This is a genomic window from Chamaesiphon sp. VAR_48_metabat_135_sub, from assembly GCF_031418915.1.
Classification (GTDB): domain Bacteria; phylum Cyanobacteriota; class Cyanobacteriia; order Cyanobacteriales; family Chamaesiphonaceae; genus Chamaesiphon.
In genome coordinates, this window is record NZ_JANOJV010000062.1 from 1 (window position 1) to 16,149 (window position 16,149).

Genomic DNA, 16,149 nt, shown 5'->3' on the forward strand with positions numbered 1-16,149 from the left:
GAGATGAAGAGTTAGCGATTTCTTTCGTTCAAGTCGGTATGGATGAATCAGCTACTAAGTTTCTAAAAATCCTCGACGACGATCTCGGGCGGGCTGGTGCAAAGTTTGATATCGTCGATACTATTACGATGAATGATATGGAAGATCTGACGCTCAAGGAAGTCTTGCTCAGTGCAATTGCAGATTAACAGGTAAATAGCGTCAGTTCGGGTTAAGGTCTCCATGCGCTCATTCCTAGCTCCGCTCTACAGCACCTGGGGATCGATCCCCATCCCCTTTTTTTATTCGGGGAAACCCCCGAATAAAAATGCCGCTGAATGGGTAGACAGAGAGATCTACGCTTTTACTAATATTTATGTTCTGGTGCAAAATGTGAGTTTGAGAAGAAATCCCGATCCTCGACGGGCTGCTAGAGGGGATTTATTGGTACTTAATTAATTTCCAATCGCTTTAACATCGCAGCCCGCGCTCGATCGGCTAAACTATCATCTAGTGGTGTGAGGTTTATTTCAGTTTGATATTTATCCTGAAGCGCGGTTTTAATCATCCAATCAGCGATAAAGGGGTTTTTGGGGATGAGTGGGCCGTGGGAATAAGTGGCGATCGCGTTGTGATAGAATGCGCCTTCGGTACCATCGGTGGCATTATTGCCATTACCCTTAATTACCGTTCCCAGAGCTTCGGCATTAGGGCCGAGATAGGTTCTACCACCGTGATTTTCAAATCCCACAATTATCGGTTTTTTGCCTCCTAGTAGCTCGGTAAGTTCGGCAGCGAGTCTTTTGGCGGTAATCTCAAAGACGACGTTGCCAATGCAGCGAGGGGTGTCAATCCCTGGATGTTTGCTTTCAAGATCGATGATGCCCATGCCTTCGATCCGTTCGCCCAATCCTGGCTCGTAAAATCGGCCTAGCAATTGGGGCGAACCGCAGGTAAATACGCCTGGTGCGCCTGCGTCTAGTTTAGCTTTGATCGCTTCAGCTTTGGCTCCAGCAAGGTCGCGCATGACGATTTCTTGCTGGCGATCTTGAGCACCACCACCAGCCATCACATCAATTTGATGGATACTATCAGGATGGGAATCTCGATCGAATGGAATCACTTCGACGTTAATTCCCCGCCATTGGGCGCGTTGTTGAATAGCTATAACGTTACCTCGATCGCCATAAGTACTCATTAAGGTAGGATAAAGCCAGCCGATTTTTAGTTCTAGTGTTTGGTTCATGGAGAGTTAGGAGTTGCTTTATAATTATTTCATTTATTCTGACAAGCTTTTCGCATAACTAATTGACTGGCTCCTTGTGTCATAGCCTGCTCGATAGTCAAGAAGTATCTCCAGAAGATTTCGATCGCGACTATCATCTGTTTCCTTATATTGTTCGGGATTTCGATTCACCCAAACCTCAGTTATCTGTACCTTGTCATCAACCATTTCAAATCGAACTTTGAAAACACAGAACCCAGTCCAACTACGATGTAAATACAACCAAGGTTCTTCATAAAAAACAAACCACTTATCTTCCATCTCTTCTGGAATAGTTCCGACAATAATTTTCTCAAATTCACTTTTTGAGTAAGTTCGATCGACGACTATCGATTTAGAAGTGGAGGGAAATATTTCTGTTTTCCAATCATTTCGTTGTGCAATTTTCATGGTTTAGAGAATCTTTTTACCAGTCAATATTTCGCGCACGTCTAACATCGCGGAATAGGTAGGAATAATGTGGAGAATCTCGGTAGATGAGGTAAGTTCTATCGCGGTATCGATCGCATCTTTGAGATTTTCTTTGACGATGATGTTCGCACCACCATTTAGGTCAATTTTGCTATATTCTAATCGCAATGCCATATCATAAACTCGATCGCCACTCACGACAATTGTACCGCCAGCATTGACAAATTTTTCGGTATCTACATCCCAAATCCAGGAAACATCAGTACCGTCGGGAGTGCGATCGTTTAATACCATTAAACTCACAGAGCCACCACCAGCCTGATTAACCTGACTGACAGCGCGGATCGTTTCGTTCATACTGGCGGGATTTTTAGTTAATAAAATCCGTACTTTTTTGCCATTGTAATCTACTTCTTCCGATCGACCGAAGGCAGCTTGGAAGTTGCTAATCGTATCGATAATTACGGGCTTACCAATCCCGATCGATTCCATCGTGGTAATTGCAGCAAGAGTATTATATTTGTTATAGACACCGATTAATACCTGCGGCCATTCCTTACTGTCGATCGAGAGTTTACTCTTGGTGAAGTCACATTTCGGACAGTCAAAATCGCCTTGGTGAGAAAGATAAACGCCTTTATATTCCAACGCAGTGCCACAGCTCGGACAGTAAATTGAGTCTACAGCATGAGGGATTTCCTCTAGATATAATTCTGGTTCGCTCAGTCCAAAATATTTAACTTGTTTGGGTTTATTTCCTTTAGTTAATTGTTGTCCTAAATGTGCCAATGCTGGATCGTCACCATTAGTAACTAAAATTGTGTCACAATCTAATTCGGCAATTGCCTTACCCCACCGATAGGTAATTGTATCGACTTCACCGTATCGATCGAGTTGATCGCGAAATAAATTGAGTGCAATTACATACTTAGGTTTGAGTTGGGGAATGACTAGGGGAATCACATTTTCGTCTACTTCGAGAATGCCATAGTCTGCGCTGAGTTTACCAGTCAGGCTAGTATTTTCTAATAGTGTGGTAATTAAACCATTAACTAAATTAGCTCCTGCCTCATTATGGACTACCTTCCAACCATCCTTCTCTAAAATATCTCTTAATAATAAGGAAGTCGTAGTTTTACCATTCGTGCCAGCGACGACAATTACCCCATATTTAATCTGTTGGGAAAGCATAGCTAAAATCTGCGGGTGCAGACGTTTGCCGATGGTACCAGGCAGGACACTCGCCGCACCTAACTTGAATGTGCGAATTGTCGAGGTAATTGTCTTGGCTGCAAATACCGCAATTCCCAATCTGACTCGATCTAATAAATTTATCTGCACCTTAAACCTTTGTTTCAGCGATGGACTAGGATCGGGGTGACTACACCACCTGAAGCCGTATATTATATCAAGTCTTGGGGACAGGTTTTGGTGGGGTTGATTCGGATCGCGACTTCTCTATTGTAGATCTGCTCACATTTTGCGCCAAAGACCGAATCGACAGAATTTATAGGCCGAATATATATTTACCCCTTTTGATTACCCTAGGTTGTAAAACTTATAGTATCATGTATTTTGCCAAAATCGAAGTTAATCCCCAAAATAAGCTCTAACCGTTGCAAGGAGGGGATCGATCGTCTGAAGCTGAATCTGGTGGGGCGGTTGCCAATCAATCCATTCATAGCCGAGATGTTCGGTGGTCGTAATTGAGATTTCCCCGTCAAGCCAGCCCATGAAAATAATTAAAGTCTTTTCGACGATCTCATCATTAAACCTGGCATACTGCGGATAGTAAACCGATCGATACTCAAAATTCGGGTCGATTTGAACTGCGCTAATTGGAATGCCAGTTTCTTCGGTCATCTCTCTCAGGGCACATTCTAGATCTGACTCGCCAGGTTCGACATGTCCTTTGGGTAGATCGTATCGATCGAGATGTTTCATCAGCAGAAAAGATTTGTGAGGATGGGCAGGATCTCCTCTAAATAGAATAAAACCGCAGGATTTGACTTGTTGCATCGATTTTATGAAATTAGGGGTTCGGGATTGGGAAAGAGGAATGCTAATTGTTGTCAGAAGGATCGGATCGTACCCTGATGCTTTGCATCCTGATTCAGCAATGCCTGAAATTATAGCTAGAGGATTAGTTCGGCTATGCCTAAGTATTTCACACCTTCGGGACTGACATCAAATCGGCAGGGGAGAACTTGCAAGCCTTTTGCTACTGCAGTACGAAGCAGTTGACCGTAAATAGGATCGGTAGTATCGCCAGGGGCAAATTTGGTCTTGTCCCCACGATTGATGAGATATAGCATAACAGCACGACTAGTCGGCATGACATCGATGAGTTCCCGTAGGTGCTTTTGACCTCTAGTTGTCTCAGTATCGGGAAAGACGGCGACATCTTCGTAGCTTGCGCCTCGTTTCACGAGGTTCGACCAGGTAGTATTTTTAACTTCTAGGTAGATCGATCGATCTCCAGCTTCAAGCAAAAAGTCTATTCTACTGCGGTGATCTTGCCCGTAAACCACTTCCGATCGAATCTTTTGATAGGTGCCAAGTTCTGGAAATAGCTGCTGCTCTAGGGCGATTTTAATCAGTTTGTTGGGTAATGCGGTGTTAATCCCGATCCAGACATTATCGATTTGAATCATCTCCCAGGTGTATGCTAGTTTCCGCTTGGGATTGTCGTGAAAAGAAACTTGCACGGGGGCACCGATTTGACATACCCCAGTCATTGGACCAGTATTCGGACAATGGGCGGTAATAAGTTCACCCGTATTCAGCTCGATATCTGCAAAAAACCGCTTATATCTTTTGACTAAAATACCAGGATACAATTGAGGATAGGTGTAGAGCAAGATCTTTTACGAGTTCCGAGTTGCTAAATAAGTTTCTAAGTTACCCAGATCGATCGCCATTTGGGCGACGAGAGCAGTAGTCTCGGCGATCTGTTCCGACCGAGCGAGTTGTTCGATTTGTTTGGCTGATTTAGTAATGCTAATAATCCCCACATTAGCACTAGCTCCTTTGATATAGTGTGCTTCATGGGCGATGGCAATGGGATCTCGATCGACTATTGCTTGACGCAGATCTTCAATGTGAATTTTCACGTCTTCTGCCAACATTGTCAGCAATTCTAATTCAAATTCTGGGTCATCTTCTGAAACTTGATGCAATTGCTCCCAGTCGATATCACTGAAATCGTTCATTATGCTGCGTTTGATAATGGATAATTAATAATTGATAATTATCTTATTCTTGGTGATGGATGTCAGTTAACTATCATTACCTATTTTATCCCGATCGCGTAGCGTCGGCACTGCCGAATTGATTCCTCATTTTCAGAACTAGTGATGGGTGTGGGGGTGTGAGGGTGTGTTTACTACTCCCTTACTCCCCTTACGGTGGTACAGCCTACTCCCCTCCTTCCCTAAAGCCTAAAGCCTAAAGCCTAAAACCGATCCTATGTTTCAAACAACTCGCCGCCGCTTGGCTATTTGGTATACCACTGTCACCGCCATTGTCTTGCTGGTATTTGCGATTGGGATGTATATCTATGTGCGGAGTACTTTAATCGAGCGAATCGATGATACTTTAAATCATGTGGTCGAAGTTGTCAGTAGATCGATCGCGATCGATAAAATCGATATGCCAGGTGCAAGTAGTCAGTTTCAGATTAATGTTGGGGCAAGTTTCCAGGATGATTCAGATCGACTAGATGACGATCGGATCGACCTAGAATTATTTAATCTCAGTGGGAAATTGATATGGTCTACACTCAGAGAACCGCTCGATCTTCCTGTCTGGCTCAATCTCGATGGTGAAACCGTTCGTGTTAGCAACAATCGCATCCTCAGACAAATTACTGCGCCAGTAACGGGGAATGGTGTATTGGTCGGATTTTTGCGAGTCAGTCATCCCTGGTTTGAAGTCACCAAACCCACTGAATTGTTAATTGTCGATCTGACAATTGGGACTTCGCTCGTAATTGCTAGTGTCGCCGCGATCGGTTGGTTTCTGTCTGGTATTGCGATCGAGCCTGTTAAGGCTTCGTACCAACAACTCAAACAATTTACCGCAGATGCATCCCACGAACTGCGTAACCCGATTGCCACTATTCAAACCAATGTTCAAGTCGCACTGAGTGAGGAACCTTTACCACCTCAACAACGCCAGCAACTTCGGACAATCGAAAGATTGACTCGTCGCTTGGGGCGATTGGTTGACGATCTATTATTTCTCGCTCGTCAAGATAGTAGCATCATCACTGCTGAATTTAGTTCCGTCCCACTAGATGCTTTGCTGATGGAAACGATCGAAGAACAACAATTAGCTGCAGCCGCGAGGGGGATTAGTCTCACCTTCGAGATTATCCAGCCGTTACCCGCCGTTTCACTCCAGTTAGACAATAACGATATCGCGATGTTTAACATGAGTGGAGATTGGGATCGACTGGTGCGACTATTCACCAATTTACTGACTAATGCGATTCAATATACGCCTTTATCTAACAAGAGTCCATCGGAGATTAATATTAAATTAAAACAACTGACTCGTCAAAGCATATCATACTTGCAAGTCCAAGTCCAAGATAACGGGATGGGAATTCCCGCAGCAGCACTGCCACATTTATTCGACAGGTTTTATCGTGTCGATCCAGCTCGAACGGCCAGTGCCTCGGATGTTAGTAGTGGTTCGGGTTTGGGTTTAGCGATCGTTCGATCGATCGTCAATAGCCATCAAGGTGAAATCTCGATCGATAGTCAAGTGAATGTCGGGACGACTGTAATCGTCACTTTCAAAGGCTTGACAACTCGATCGTAACACCACAAAAAACTATGGTTTCCAAGATAGACGGGTTTAGCAGTCATTAACAGCCTAATCCCGAATCCCCAATATTTGCCTGCGCCCCCAGCACTTTCAACTCATCAATTTGTGCTTTTGTCAAGCCATCGACTCCAGTAATATTCATCCCCTCATAAGGACGATCGGCACGGCGAGTAGAAAGCAGATTACCATCGGACAAATCCCAGATGCGAATGGTTTCATCCTCACTAGCACTAGCTAATAACCGACCGCAAGGACTGACTGCTATCCACCACACCCAGCTTTGATGTCCGGTGAGAGTATCGATACAGAGTCCAGTTTCGATCGACCAAATTTTTATTGTATAGTCAGAAGCACCACTAAATAGCCATTTGCCGTCGGGACTATATGCTAGGGACAAAATCCAGCCTGTGTGTCCGGTTAAGTTGTGACAAAGTTCTCCGGTTTCGATATTCCAGAGTAGAATTTGACTATCCATGCCACCACTAGCAAGGATTGTACCACGAGGATCGAAGGCTACGGAAACCGATCGATTGGTATGTCCACGCAGAATATGAATTGGTTCTCGATCGACTAAATTCCAGATTCTAATGGTACAATCTTCGCTGGCACTAGCAATCAGGTCTCGATCTGGATGATAAGCCAATCCCCAAATTCGCTCGGTATGTCCAGTCAAAATGTGCAAACATCGCCATCTTTGAGTATCCCAGATTCTGATGGCGCGATCGCTGCCACTACTTACTAAATATTTGCCGTCAGGACTATATACTAGGGCGAGAATCCCATCGGTATGTCCGCGCAATGTCTGGTTACAGGTGAGAGTTTGAGCGTCCCAAATTCGGATCGTGCGATCGTCACTACCGCTAGCAAAAGTCAGTCCCTGCGGGTCGTAGGCGACAGTAATAATAGATTTATTATGCCCTAATAATTGCTGGAGACAAATATCTGGATCGATCGACCAAACGCGAATTTGAGCATCGCGACTAGCCGTAATTAACCTTTGTCCATCGGGACTCCAGGCGATCGATCGAAACCAATTAGTATAGCCATTGAGCGATTGCAAACATTTACCATCGCTAACTTGCCAAAAGCGAATCGTTTGGTCTTCGCCGCCACTAGCTAGGCGATGTCCATCGGGGTGAAATGCTAGCGACCACAATCGTTTACTATGTCCTTCTAACCGATGGAGACAATGACCGTCACTCGCCCGCCAAATCCGCAATAATCCACCCACACCCGCACTCGCAAAATACGCCCCATTCGGACTAAATGCCACCGACCAGATTTCCTCGCCATGTCCAGTTAAAACTAACTGACACGCTCGCTCTCCATTTGTCACCTCAGTGGCATCCCAGAGCCGCAGGGTGCCATCGAGACTGCCGCTGACGATAGTTTTACCGTCAGGACTATAATCGACCGTTGCAACCCAGTTTGTGTGCCCAGTTAAAACTCGTTGACATTCACCGCTTGCCACATTCCATATTCGCACGGTACCATCGGCACTACCACTGACTAATCGATCGCCCCCAGGGAGAAATTTCACATCCACCGACCAACCTTGATGTCCGACAAATTCCCTTACGCACAGTTGGGTTTGGAGATCCCAATAGTAGATAATATTATTAGCACTACCACTAGCAAGATAGCGACCATCAGGACTAAAACTACAGCCGAAACTATAAATCCCCTCGCCGATCGTCTTCAGACAGGTACCATCTTGTAAGTCCCAAATTTTAATGGTGTGATCGTCGCTAGAACTAACTAAATACCGTCCGTCGGGACTAAATTTAATTCCCCGCACCCAATTGGTATGTCCCGAACAAGTCAGTAAACATTGTCCGTCGCGGATGTTCCACAACCGAATGTCACCATTACTATCGCTCGCTGCAAGTATTTCACCATCTGGACTATAGGCGATCGAAAGGATGGTACTAAAGGTTTGGGTAAAAGCGCAATCGACCATCTGCGCGTTGGTAAAATTAACCCGTGTCAAGTTGATTCCGACTAAATATGCTTGTTGAATTACCAATTCAGAACAGTCTAAATCGGTTAAATCTAGTTTGAGATGAGTCAGGAAATTAAGTAAGTTACCAGCTAAATATCCAGGTTGGAGGGAATTGGAAACTTGCCATTGCGCCAGAATTAACCGCAGATGGGTGCCGATTTGCTGAAGATTGCCAATGCTGGAGCGGAGCCTGTCGATCGCGGGTTGAACGATTAGTCGCAATTGGGCTTGACGCAGATACTCCTTGGCGTTAGCTTGGGCAATCGGATGAGTATTCAGCCAAAATGGTTGCTGTTGCTCGATCTCATTGTAAATTTTATCGACGAATCTCCCCGTCACATATTCCATCACCATCGGTTGTAACGACCACTGTCGTTTACCTTGCTCGATCTGTCCCGATAATGAAAAGATAATACTCCGACGACGGAGGGATTGTAAAACATTCAGTAAGGATGAGCTACTAGAGATCGATCTTTCTGCCCGATAATCGCCCTGACGGGGGTGATTCCAGGCGGGGTGGAGTGATGCTTCCAAATCGACGATCGACAGGGGTTCGCGGGCAATTGCCAGCCAGTACATCACCTGTTGCTCGGCGGCGGTGAGACGTTCCCACTGCTGTTCGAGCAGAATGTGAATATCGGTAAAGCCTAATTTACTCGATCGTAAGTAGGGGAAAATCTCACTCACATCCCCATCTGCTACCTCCTGTACCGCCGCTGCAATCAGTTGAAAGGCGAGGGGATTACCGCCACAATATCGATCGATCTCCGCCCATTCTAGCTCCGCGACAGGCTTGCAACCTCGATCGGCAAAAATCTGTTGTCCGGCTGTCGCATCCAAGCCTGGAAGCATTAAGGTTCTAACTTTAGCATTTACCCCTTCGAGCTGACTGATTTCCGTCGGTTTTTCCCGACTGGTAATTATCAGACAACTCTGATGATTCATCCGTCCGAGCGTGCTAAATAGCTCGCCATAATCAGCATATCCCGATCGATATTGTCCCACCTGCGCCCCCGCTTGGAAAATCGATTCCCCATTATCTAAGACGATCAAACAGCGATGTTTTTGACAAATTTCTAATAACAACTCGATCTGACTGGCTACCGTTTTCGGCATTAGCTCTAGCTCAGATCCCACATGTCGATGCTCCAAGAGAGAGGCTACACCAACGAGTGTCAATCCTGGGGATGTCAATAATGTGCGAATTAATTCTGGAAGTAATTCCTTCAGCGGCGGTGCATTGAGCAAACTGCGCCACAAAATATAACTAAATCGATTTGAATCTCCCGCTCCCGATGTCTGGATTTCTGCTTGCAACTTTTGCACCAGATCGATCGCAATCGTCGTTTTACCCATCCCACCCATCCCCAAAATCGCCACTAATCGACAACGATCTGTGACAATCCATCGATCGAGTTGACTGCGTTCTAACTCACGCCCATAAAATGCCGAGACATCCATCGCCTCGCCCCAGTCAATCTGCGACTGGGCTGGGGTTGGCTCGCTCGATCCTGGCTGCTCGATCCTGGCTGCGAATAATTCTAATACCTGCCGAAAATTACCCTTAGAGACCTTACATTCTGTTGCAGTTGCCAACATCCGCCAAATTTGGGCACCAACTCCTTTAATGTAGTCGCAATCGTATCCAGCCGCATCGGCAAGATCGCGATAAGATTGTCCATTCCAAGCCGCCCTAAATACCATTTCTTGCGGTGGATTCAGGTATTTAGGGGCAAGGAGTTCTTTGACAATCGCCTCAGCCCGATCTAATTCCATCAGCTATCTTCCCGAATAACTTCCCACCTTTTAGGTTAACTCGATTAGGGGGGATGGGGGACAATCTATTGATTTTTTGCCCGAGCATAGCTTGCGCTTTTAACGACTAGAAAGTAGGTAGATCTGTGTGTGATTAGTTCAGATTATGCCCGTGTAGAGTCCGATCTCCAAGTCCCCAAGTCTCCAAGTCCCCTACCGCTGACGCAGTTTGTCACCAGAAGCATCAACAGGTACTTCTTGCAATAGCCGCGTAATTACCTGAGTACCGCGACGACCGCCGATCGTCATAATTCGATGCGATAGCACATAGAGAGCCAGCTCCTTAACATCATCAGGAAGAGCGTAAGAACGCCCTTGGAGCCATGCCCAAGCCTGGGTTGCACGGTAGAGTGCGACAGAACCACGCGGACTCACTCCCAGGCTAATTTCGCTGTCATTGCGAGTGGCGCGAACTAGGTCGATAATATATTGCTGGATCGATAAATCTACTTTAATCTGCTGACACTGTTGCTGAATCGCTTGGAGTTGTTCGAGCGAGATACAGGGTTCCAAATTAGCTACAGGCGTTCCCGTCGCCAATCCTTGCAACATTTGCAGTTCTCCCGCAGCATCTGGATATCCCAAACTCAGCGAGATCGCGAATCGATCCATTTGTGCTTCAGGTAGAGCAAATGTCCCATGTGACTCGATCGGGTTTTGAGTCGCAATTACAAAAAAAGGTGCAGGTACCGCACGGGATTGTCCATCTAGCGTTACCTGTCTTTCCTCCATAACTTCCAATAACGCCGATTGAGTCCGGGGAGTGGCGCGGTTGATCTCATCAGTCAGTAAAATATTAGTAAAAACTGGCCCAGGGATAAATTGAAATTCCCGACTCCCAGGATTCCAGATATTTGTGCCAGTAATATCGGAAGGAAGCAGATCGGGCGTACACTGAATGCGTTGGAATTTACCATCGATCGATTTAGCCAGAGATTTAGCCAGTAAAGTTTTACCAACTCCAGGTACATCTTCTAGTAACACATGTCCCCCAGAAAGCAGAGCTGTCAAGACAAGCTGAATCGGACGATCTTTCCCGACAATCTGCTGGGCAATATTTGCAGTTAGCCGTTGAATGGGTGATGGGGAAACAAGAGTAGCCATAGTAATAAGTGGTAAGGCGTAAGTGGTAAATCGTAAATAGGGACAAGGCTATTAATCTATTTTTCCCAATTTCGATCGAGACTATGCCACTATCGGCGTAATTAGTGTTGAAATCTTGCGAATACGCCATATCTAGGGGCTTGAGTTTCAATCGAAATTCAGCGTACAATCTAACTCCGTCCACATTTATTTTGGTAAAAATGTACTATAATAAATGTATGCATAACCAACTCCCCAATTCCCTGCATCACCAATAATTCATCCGCCCTTTTTGGTGTCTTCTCATGTTATTAGCCTCACCCAAACCCACCGTAACTATCACCAATCCTCAAAGTAGATTCGCGACTAAATCTGCCATAGCCATGCATCTCAAGCGATCGCCAGATGAAATTTACAAGGTAAATTGCTGGCGATATGTGGTGCATGTCGTTGGTAAAAAAACGAGTACTTTTGTCAGCTACGCCGACTTACCGCCGATTATTGGAGTCGCCTTACCCAATCATCGCGATGTCCGAGCATGGCGCAAACGCTGGAAAAAATACGACCAGATCGCGCCACTATTTTGGCACAATTTTTACGCCAAAAAACTGCGCCAAGTAAAGACAATGGCGGAACTTCAGGCATGGGAAGAAGTGCTCAGTTATATTGGATTTGGATTGCCAGAATCCAGCCGAATTGAACTAGAAGGAATCTGTTCAGAAATGACTCATTTTCTATTCAGTCATGCAGCATAGATCCAAATATAGCAGTCGCTAGGTTAGTTAGGACGTTTTGGGAGGCTAGATCCAAAGGCTTCTCCAAGAAGCCTTTGGATCTGATATGTCCTAACAGCCCTGGCAATTGCTATAATTCTCAATTAATTTAATACTTGGCAATTCCTTCTTCTCGGGCAGCTTTTTGAACCGCAGAGGCGACGGCGGTGGCGACGCGCTTGTCAAACACAGAAGGAACGATGTACTCGCGGCTGAGTTCGTTGGGATTGACTAGAGACGCGATCGCTTTAGCAGCTTCTAGGCACATATTGATGCTAATCTGATTGGCACGACAATCGATCGCGCCGCGAAAGACACCAGGAAAAGCGAGGACATTATTGATTTGATTGGGATAATCGCTGCGCCCTGTCGCCATGACTGCGACATCATTGCTAACTAATTCCGGTTGGATTTCGGGAATGGGATTTGCCATCGCAAAGACGATTGGATCTTTTGCCATCGATTTTACCATTTCTGGACTGACGACTCCGGGTGCGCTGACACCGAGGAAGACATCTACACCTACCATTGCGTCGGCGAGGGTACCCGTTTGGGAGACGGCAAATTCCAGTTTCTCAGGGTTTAAGTCAGTGCGACTGGTGGAGATAATTCCTTTGGAGTCGCAGATGCAGATATGCTTTACGCCAGCGGTGGTAAATAATTTAGCGATCGCGATTCCGGCCGCACCCGCACCATTAATGGTAATTTTGACAGTATCAAGGGATTTTTTGACCAGTTTGAGTGAGTTTAACAGGGCGGCGAGGGTAACGATCGCGGTACCATGTTGATCGTCATGGAAAACGGGAATATCTAATTCTGCCCGTAGCCGTGCTTCAATCTCAAAACAACGTGGCGCAGCGATATCTTCGAGATTTATCCCGCCAAAGACAGGTGCGAGATGTTTGACAGTTTTGATGATTTCTTCGGTATCTTGAGTATCTAAACAGATCGGAAATGCGTCAAGTCCAGCAAATTCTTTAAATAACATCGCTTTGCCTTCCATGACTGGCATCGAAGCGGCTGCACCTAAATTACCCAATCCTAATACCGCACTACCATCGGTGACGATCGCCACAGTATTGCACTTAATCGTTAATTCGTAAACTCGTTCGGGTTCGTTGGCAATCGCCATACAGACACGCCCCACCCCAGGGGTATAAGCCATCGCTAAATCCGACTGACGGGTAAGCGGAATCTTGCTCTCCATCCGAATTTTACCGCCACGATGGAGTTGCATTGTTCGATCGAAGGTACTCGTCAGCCGCACTTCGGGAATCGACTTGACTACTTCGACGATCTGATCTCCATGTTCGGTACTAGTAGCATCAACAGTAACATCGATCCGCGATAGCACTCGCGTCTGCTCGGTAATATCTAGCGTGCTGATATTTCCCCCGACGGAAGCGATACCCTGAGCGATACTCGCCAGCATACCCGATCGATTGGGTACTTCCAAATGCATGGAGATACTGAAGGAAGAAGTAGGATTTAAATTTACCATCTCAGTTTTTGAAGCGTCCACAACTAGCAGCCCTAATTATAAGGGTTATTGTTGGTAGCGGCAGATGATTTAACGTCAATTTCTCCTAGCGGAGAGGCTACGCCAACGGGTTAAGGATTGCCGCCTAATGACTCCTAGCCTCGTTTATACACCGCTAGGATCAGATCTGTTGGGTTAGCCTCTCCTTTGGATCATCGCAAAGTGGATGAAAATCCTAATTGTGATGAAGAATTGTAGTTGAATAAAAAACCAGACAGGTTTGCGGATGTCAGCAATGATACCCGTGACTTGTCTGGTACTTTATTCGATGGAGGTTTTGGAGTTATCTTTTCATCGGGAAATTAGACAGCTTCGATATTTTTCTCACCAGTCCGAATGCGGATGACTTGGTCGACGGGACTGACAAAAATTTTGCCATCGCCGATTTCACCAGTGCGTGCAGCAGAAATGATTTTATCTACCACCATGTCAACTTGATTGTCCTCAACCACAACTTCGACTTTGAGCTTTTGGAGAAACTCGACGGTGTATTCCGAGCCGCGATAGCGTTCGGTTTGTCCCTTTTGTCTGCCAAATCCCCTCACTTCCGATACCGTCATGCCGACGATACCTGCGTTGACGAGGGCGATTTTGACTTCATCTAGCTTGAAAGGGCGAATAATTGCTGCGATCTTTTTCACTTCTAGTTACTCCTGAATGTGTGTTTCTATAGTATTTTTAGCTGCACCAACTCGATCTTTTGTATCATTGTTAGATCGACTAAACATGTAACTCTGGCTACAAAATAAAAATATGACAGTCTCTCTCGGCATAGATTTTGGCACATCTGGCGCAAGATTGGTAGCGATCGATACCGATTGTAATGTGCTTTGGTGGGGAACCAGCAATCTGCGAGCTGGAGAATGGCGAGAAACTCTATTCGCACTGATTAAAACGATACCGATGGCGGTGAAAGCAAGGGTAACTAGAATTGCGATCGACGGTACTTCTTCAACGGTGTTATTGTGCGACGATCGAGGTCAATCGGTCGGTACACCAATCTTATATTACGACGATCGAGGTCGATCGGTATTAGAGCAGTTAAAATCGATCGTTCCAAATGGACATTCGGTCATCAGTGCCACTTCTAGTCTAGCGAAATTATGCTGGTACGCGAGTCAACCCGATTTATTTCCGCAAGGGCGGTATTTTCTCCATCAAGCCGATTGGTTGGCTTATCATCTGCACGGCAAATTGGGCATCAGTGACTATCACAATGCCCTGAAACTGGGCTACGATGTTGAATCGCTGTGTTATCCCGATTGGCTAGAAAGACACGCCTATCGCCCGTTATTGCCTCAAGTTTTGCCACCAGGCACGCCAATTGATAGAGTGATACCAGAAGTTGCGCGGGAGTTGGAATTACCTGCTGACTGTGTGGTGTGTGCTGGGACTACCGATAGTATTGCGGCGTTTATGGCTAGTGGTGTACAGACTCCAGGCGAAGCAGTGACATCATTGGGTTCGACGTTGGTTATCAAACTGCTCAGTCACAGGCGGGTTGAAGATTCTAAATATGGAATTTACAGTCACCGCTGGGGTGATTTATGGTTGGTAGGTGGAGCGTCGAATACTGGTGGTGCAGTACTGCGACAGTTTTTTAGCGATGTAGAGTTAGTCAAATTGAGCCAGGACATAAACCCTAATCTATCTAGCAATCTCGATTATTATCCCTTATTGACTCCTGGTGAAAGGTTTCCAATTAACGACCCTAATTTAGCACCTCGACTCACACCCCGCCCCGATCGATCCTCGTTCCGAGGGGCTTCGCCAACGAGCAATTTTTTACATGGTTTACTCGAAGGAATTGCCAAGATTGAAGCGTGTGGCTATCGATTATTAGCCGAATTGGGAGCGACACCCTTAACTGCTGTCTATACTGCTGGTGGGGGTGCCCAAAATCCAGTCTGGACGCAGATTCGTCAGCGATATTTACCCGTACCGATCTTAATATCTAAACATCAAGAAGCTGCTTATGGTACGGCACTTTTAGCACAGGCTAGCCTCTCCGCTAGGAGAAACTGACGTTGGTTATTAGCCTCGGCATTTTCCAATCGTGATCGAGCACCAATCAGTGCAGCTTCTTGCTGTTTGCGAGTACTCATCAATTGTGCCTCGAGCCTGGTAATAACGGCATTCTGAGCGGCGATTTGCGACTTTTTGACATCAGCTTGAGCATCGCGTAAATCGGCTTGCGTGCGATCGATCCCCTGTAAAATAGCAATTACTTGATTCTGTTTGACAAAATCGCCTTCCTTAATCAGGATGCGATCGACTCGACTATCCTGAGCATTCGCCACAGAGAGTTTAATCACTTCTCCATCGGGCTGAATCCGCCCCAATGCCACTACAGCATTCGGTTTAGCAGGGCTAATCGGGTTTCGGACTTTGCTGGGCGATACCCGACGTACAGCCAGCTAGCAGTGTC

Annotated in this window: 14 protein-coding genes and 1 pseudogene; 4 read left to right on the forward strand and 11 right to left on the reverse strand. The window is 45.9% G+C overall.

The window, feature by feature from the left end; all coding sequences use genetic code 11:
• Nucleotides 1–188: pseudogene (locus tag RMO55_RS04920) on the forward strand (hypothetical protein); the annotation flags it as partial.
• A gap of 242 nt (nt 189–430) precedes the next feature.
• Here the strand turns inward: RMO55_RS04920 and RMO55_RS04925 are convergent.
• From RMO55_RS04925 to RMO55_RS04950, 6 genes are all read right to left on the reverse strand, one after another.
• The gene (locus RMO55_RS04925) at nt 431–1,225 is read right to left on the reverse strand and encodes a type 1 glutamine amidotransferase (protein ID WP_310424415.1); all 795 of its coding nucleotides are present in this window, start codon (nt 1,223–1,225) and stop codon (nt 431–433) included.
• Nucleotides 1,226–1,258: 33 nt separating this feature from the next.
• Nucleotides 1,259–1,654 carry a hypothetical protein gene (locus RMO55_RS04930; protein ID WP_310424417.1) on the reverse strand — a complete coding sequence of 132 codons (396 nt, stop codon included), beginning with the start codon at nt 1,652–1,654 and terminating at the stop codon, nt 1,259–1,261.
• 3 nt (nt 1,655–1,657) lie between these two features.
• Nucleotides 1,658–3,010 carry a MurT ligase domain-containing protein gene (locus RMO55_RS04935; protein ID WP_396134174.1) on the reverse strand — a complete coding sequence of 451 codons (1,353 nt, stop codon included), beginning with the start codon at nt 3,008–3,010 and terminating at the stop codon, nt 1,658–1,660.
• 255 nt (nt 3,011–3,265) lie between these two features.
• Nucleotides 3,266–3,694 (reverse strand): NUDIX domain-containing protein, encoded by a 429-nt coding sequence (locus RMO55_RS04940; protein WP_310424421.1) that lies wholly within the window; start codon nt 3,692–3,694, stop codon nt 3,266–3,268.
• A gap of 116 nt (nt 3,695–3,810) precedes the next feature.
• Nucleotides 3,811–4,536: a DNA/RNA nuclease SfsA gene (sfsA, locus tag RMO55_RS04945; protein ID WP_310424423.1), complete on the reverse strand. Its 726-nt coding sequence runs from the start codon at nt 4,534–4,536 to the stop codon at nt 3,811–3,813.
• Between the two features lie 6 nt (nt 4,537–4,542).
• Nucleotides 4,543–4,887, reverse strand: coding sequence for an Hpt domain-containing protein (locus RMO55_RS04950; RefSeq protein WP_310424425.1), 345 nt, complete (start codon nt 4,885–4,887; stop codon nt 4,543–4,545).
• A 256-nt stretch (nt 4,888–5,143) separates the two neighbouring features.
• Here RMO55_RS04950 and RMO55_RS04955 point away from each other — a divergent pair, with 256 nt between their 5' ends.
• Nucleotides 5,144–6,502, forward strand: coding sequence for a HAMP domain-containing sensor histidine kinase (locus tag RMO55_RS04955; protein WP_310424427.1), 1,359 nt, complete (start codon nt 5,144–5,146; stop codon nt 6,500–6,502).
• A gap of 46 nt (nt 6,503–6,548) precedes the next feature.
• Here RMO55_RS04955 and RMO55_RS04960 read toward each other — a convergent pair whose 3' ends face one another.
• Entirely contained in the window at nt 6,549–10,286 is a 3,738-nt protein-coding gene (locus tag RMO55_RS04960) for a WD40 repeat domain-containing protein (RefSeq protein WP_310424429.1), read from the reverse strand.
• Nucleotides 10,287–10,478: 192 nt separating this feature from the next.
• Nucleotides 10,479–11,429, reverse strand: coding sequence for a MoxR family ATPase (locus RMO55_RS04965; protein WP_310424431.1), 951 nt, complete (start codon nt 11,427–11,429; stop codon nt 10,479–10,481).
• A 284-nt stretch (nt 11,430–11,713) separates the two neighbouring features.
• Here RMO55_RS04965 and RMO55_RS04970 point away from each other — a divergent pair, with 284 nt between their 5' ends.
• Nucleotides 11,714–12,163, forward strand: coding sequence for a hypothetical protein (locus RMO55_RS04970; RefSeq protein WP_310424432.1), 450 nt, complete (start codon nt 11,714–11,716; stop codon nt 12,161–12,163).
• 127 nt (nt 12,164–12,290) lie between these two features.
• On the opposite strand, the gene RMO55_RS04975 is transcribed toward RMO55_RS04970, so the two are convergent.
• Entirely contained in the window at nt 12,291–13,682 is a 1,392-nt protein-coding gene (locus tag RMO55_RS04975) for an NAD-dependent malic enzyme (protein WP_310424434.1), read from the reverse strand.
• A 341-nt stretch (nt 13,683–14,023) separates the two neighbouring features.
• Nucleotides 14,024–14,362: a P-II family nitrogen regulator gene (locus tag RMO55_RS04980; protein WP_310424436.1), complete on the reverse strand. Its 339-nt coding sequence runs from the start codon at nt 14,360–14,362 to the stop codon at nt 14,024–14,026.
• Between the two features lie 112 nt (nt 14,363–14,474).
• Here RMO55_RS04980 and RMO55_RS04985 point away from each other — a divergent pair, with 112 nt between their 5' ends.
• Nucleotides 14,475–15,746 carry an FGGY-family carbohydrate kinase gene (locus RMO55_RS04985; RefSeq protein WP_310424438.1) on the forward strand — a complete coding sequence of 424 codons (1,272 nt, stop codon included), beginning with the start codon at nt 14,475–14,477 and terminating at the stop codon, nt 15,744–15,746.
• Here RMO55_RS04985 and RMO55_RS04990 read toward each other — a convergent pair.
• Entirely contained in the window at nt 15,695–16,036 is a 342-nt protein-coding gene (locus tag RMO55_RS04990) for a hypothetical protein (protein WP_310424440.1), read from the reverse strand. The genes RMO55_RS04985 and RMO55_RS04990 overlap by 52 nt on opposite strands.
• Nucleotides 16,037–16,149: the final 113 nt, after the last annotated feature.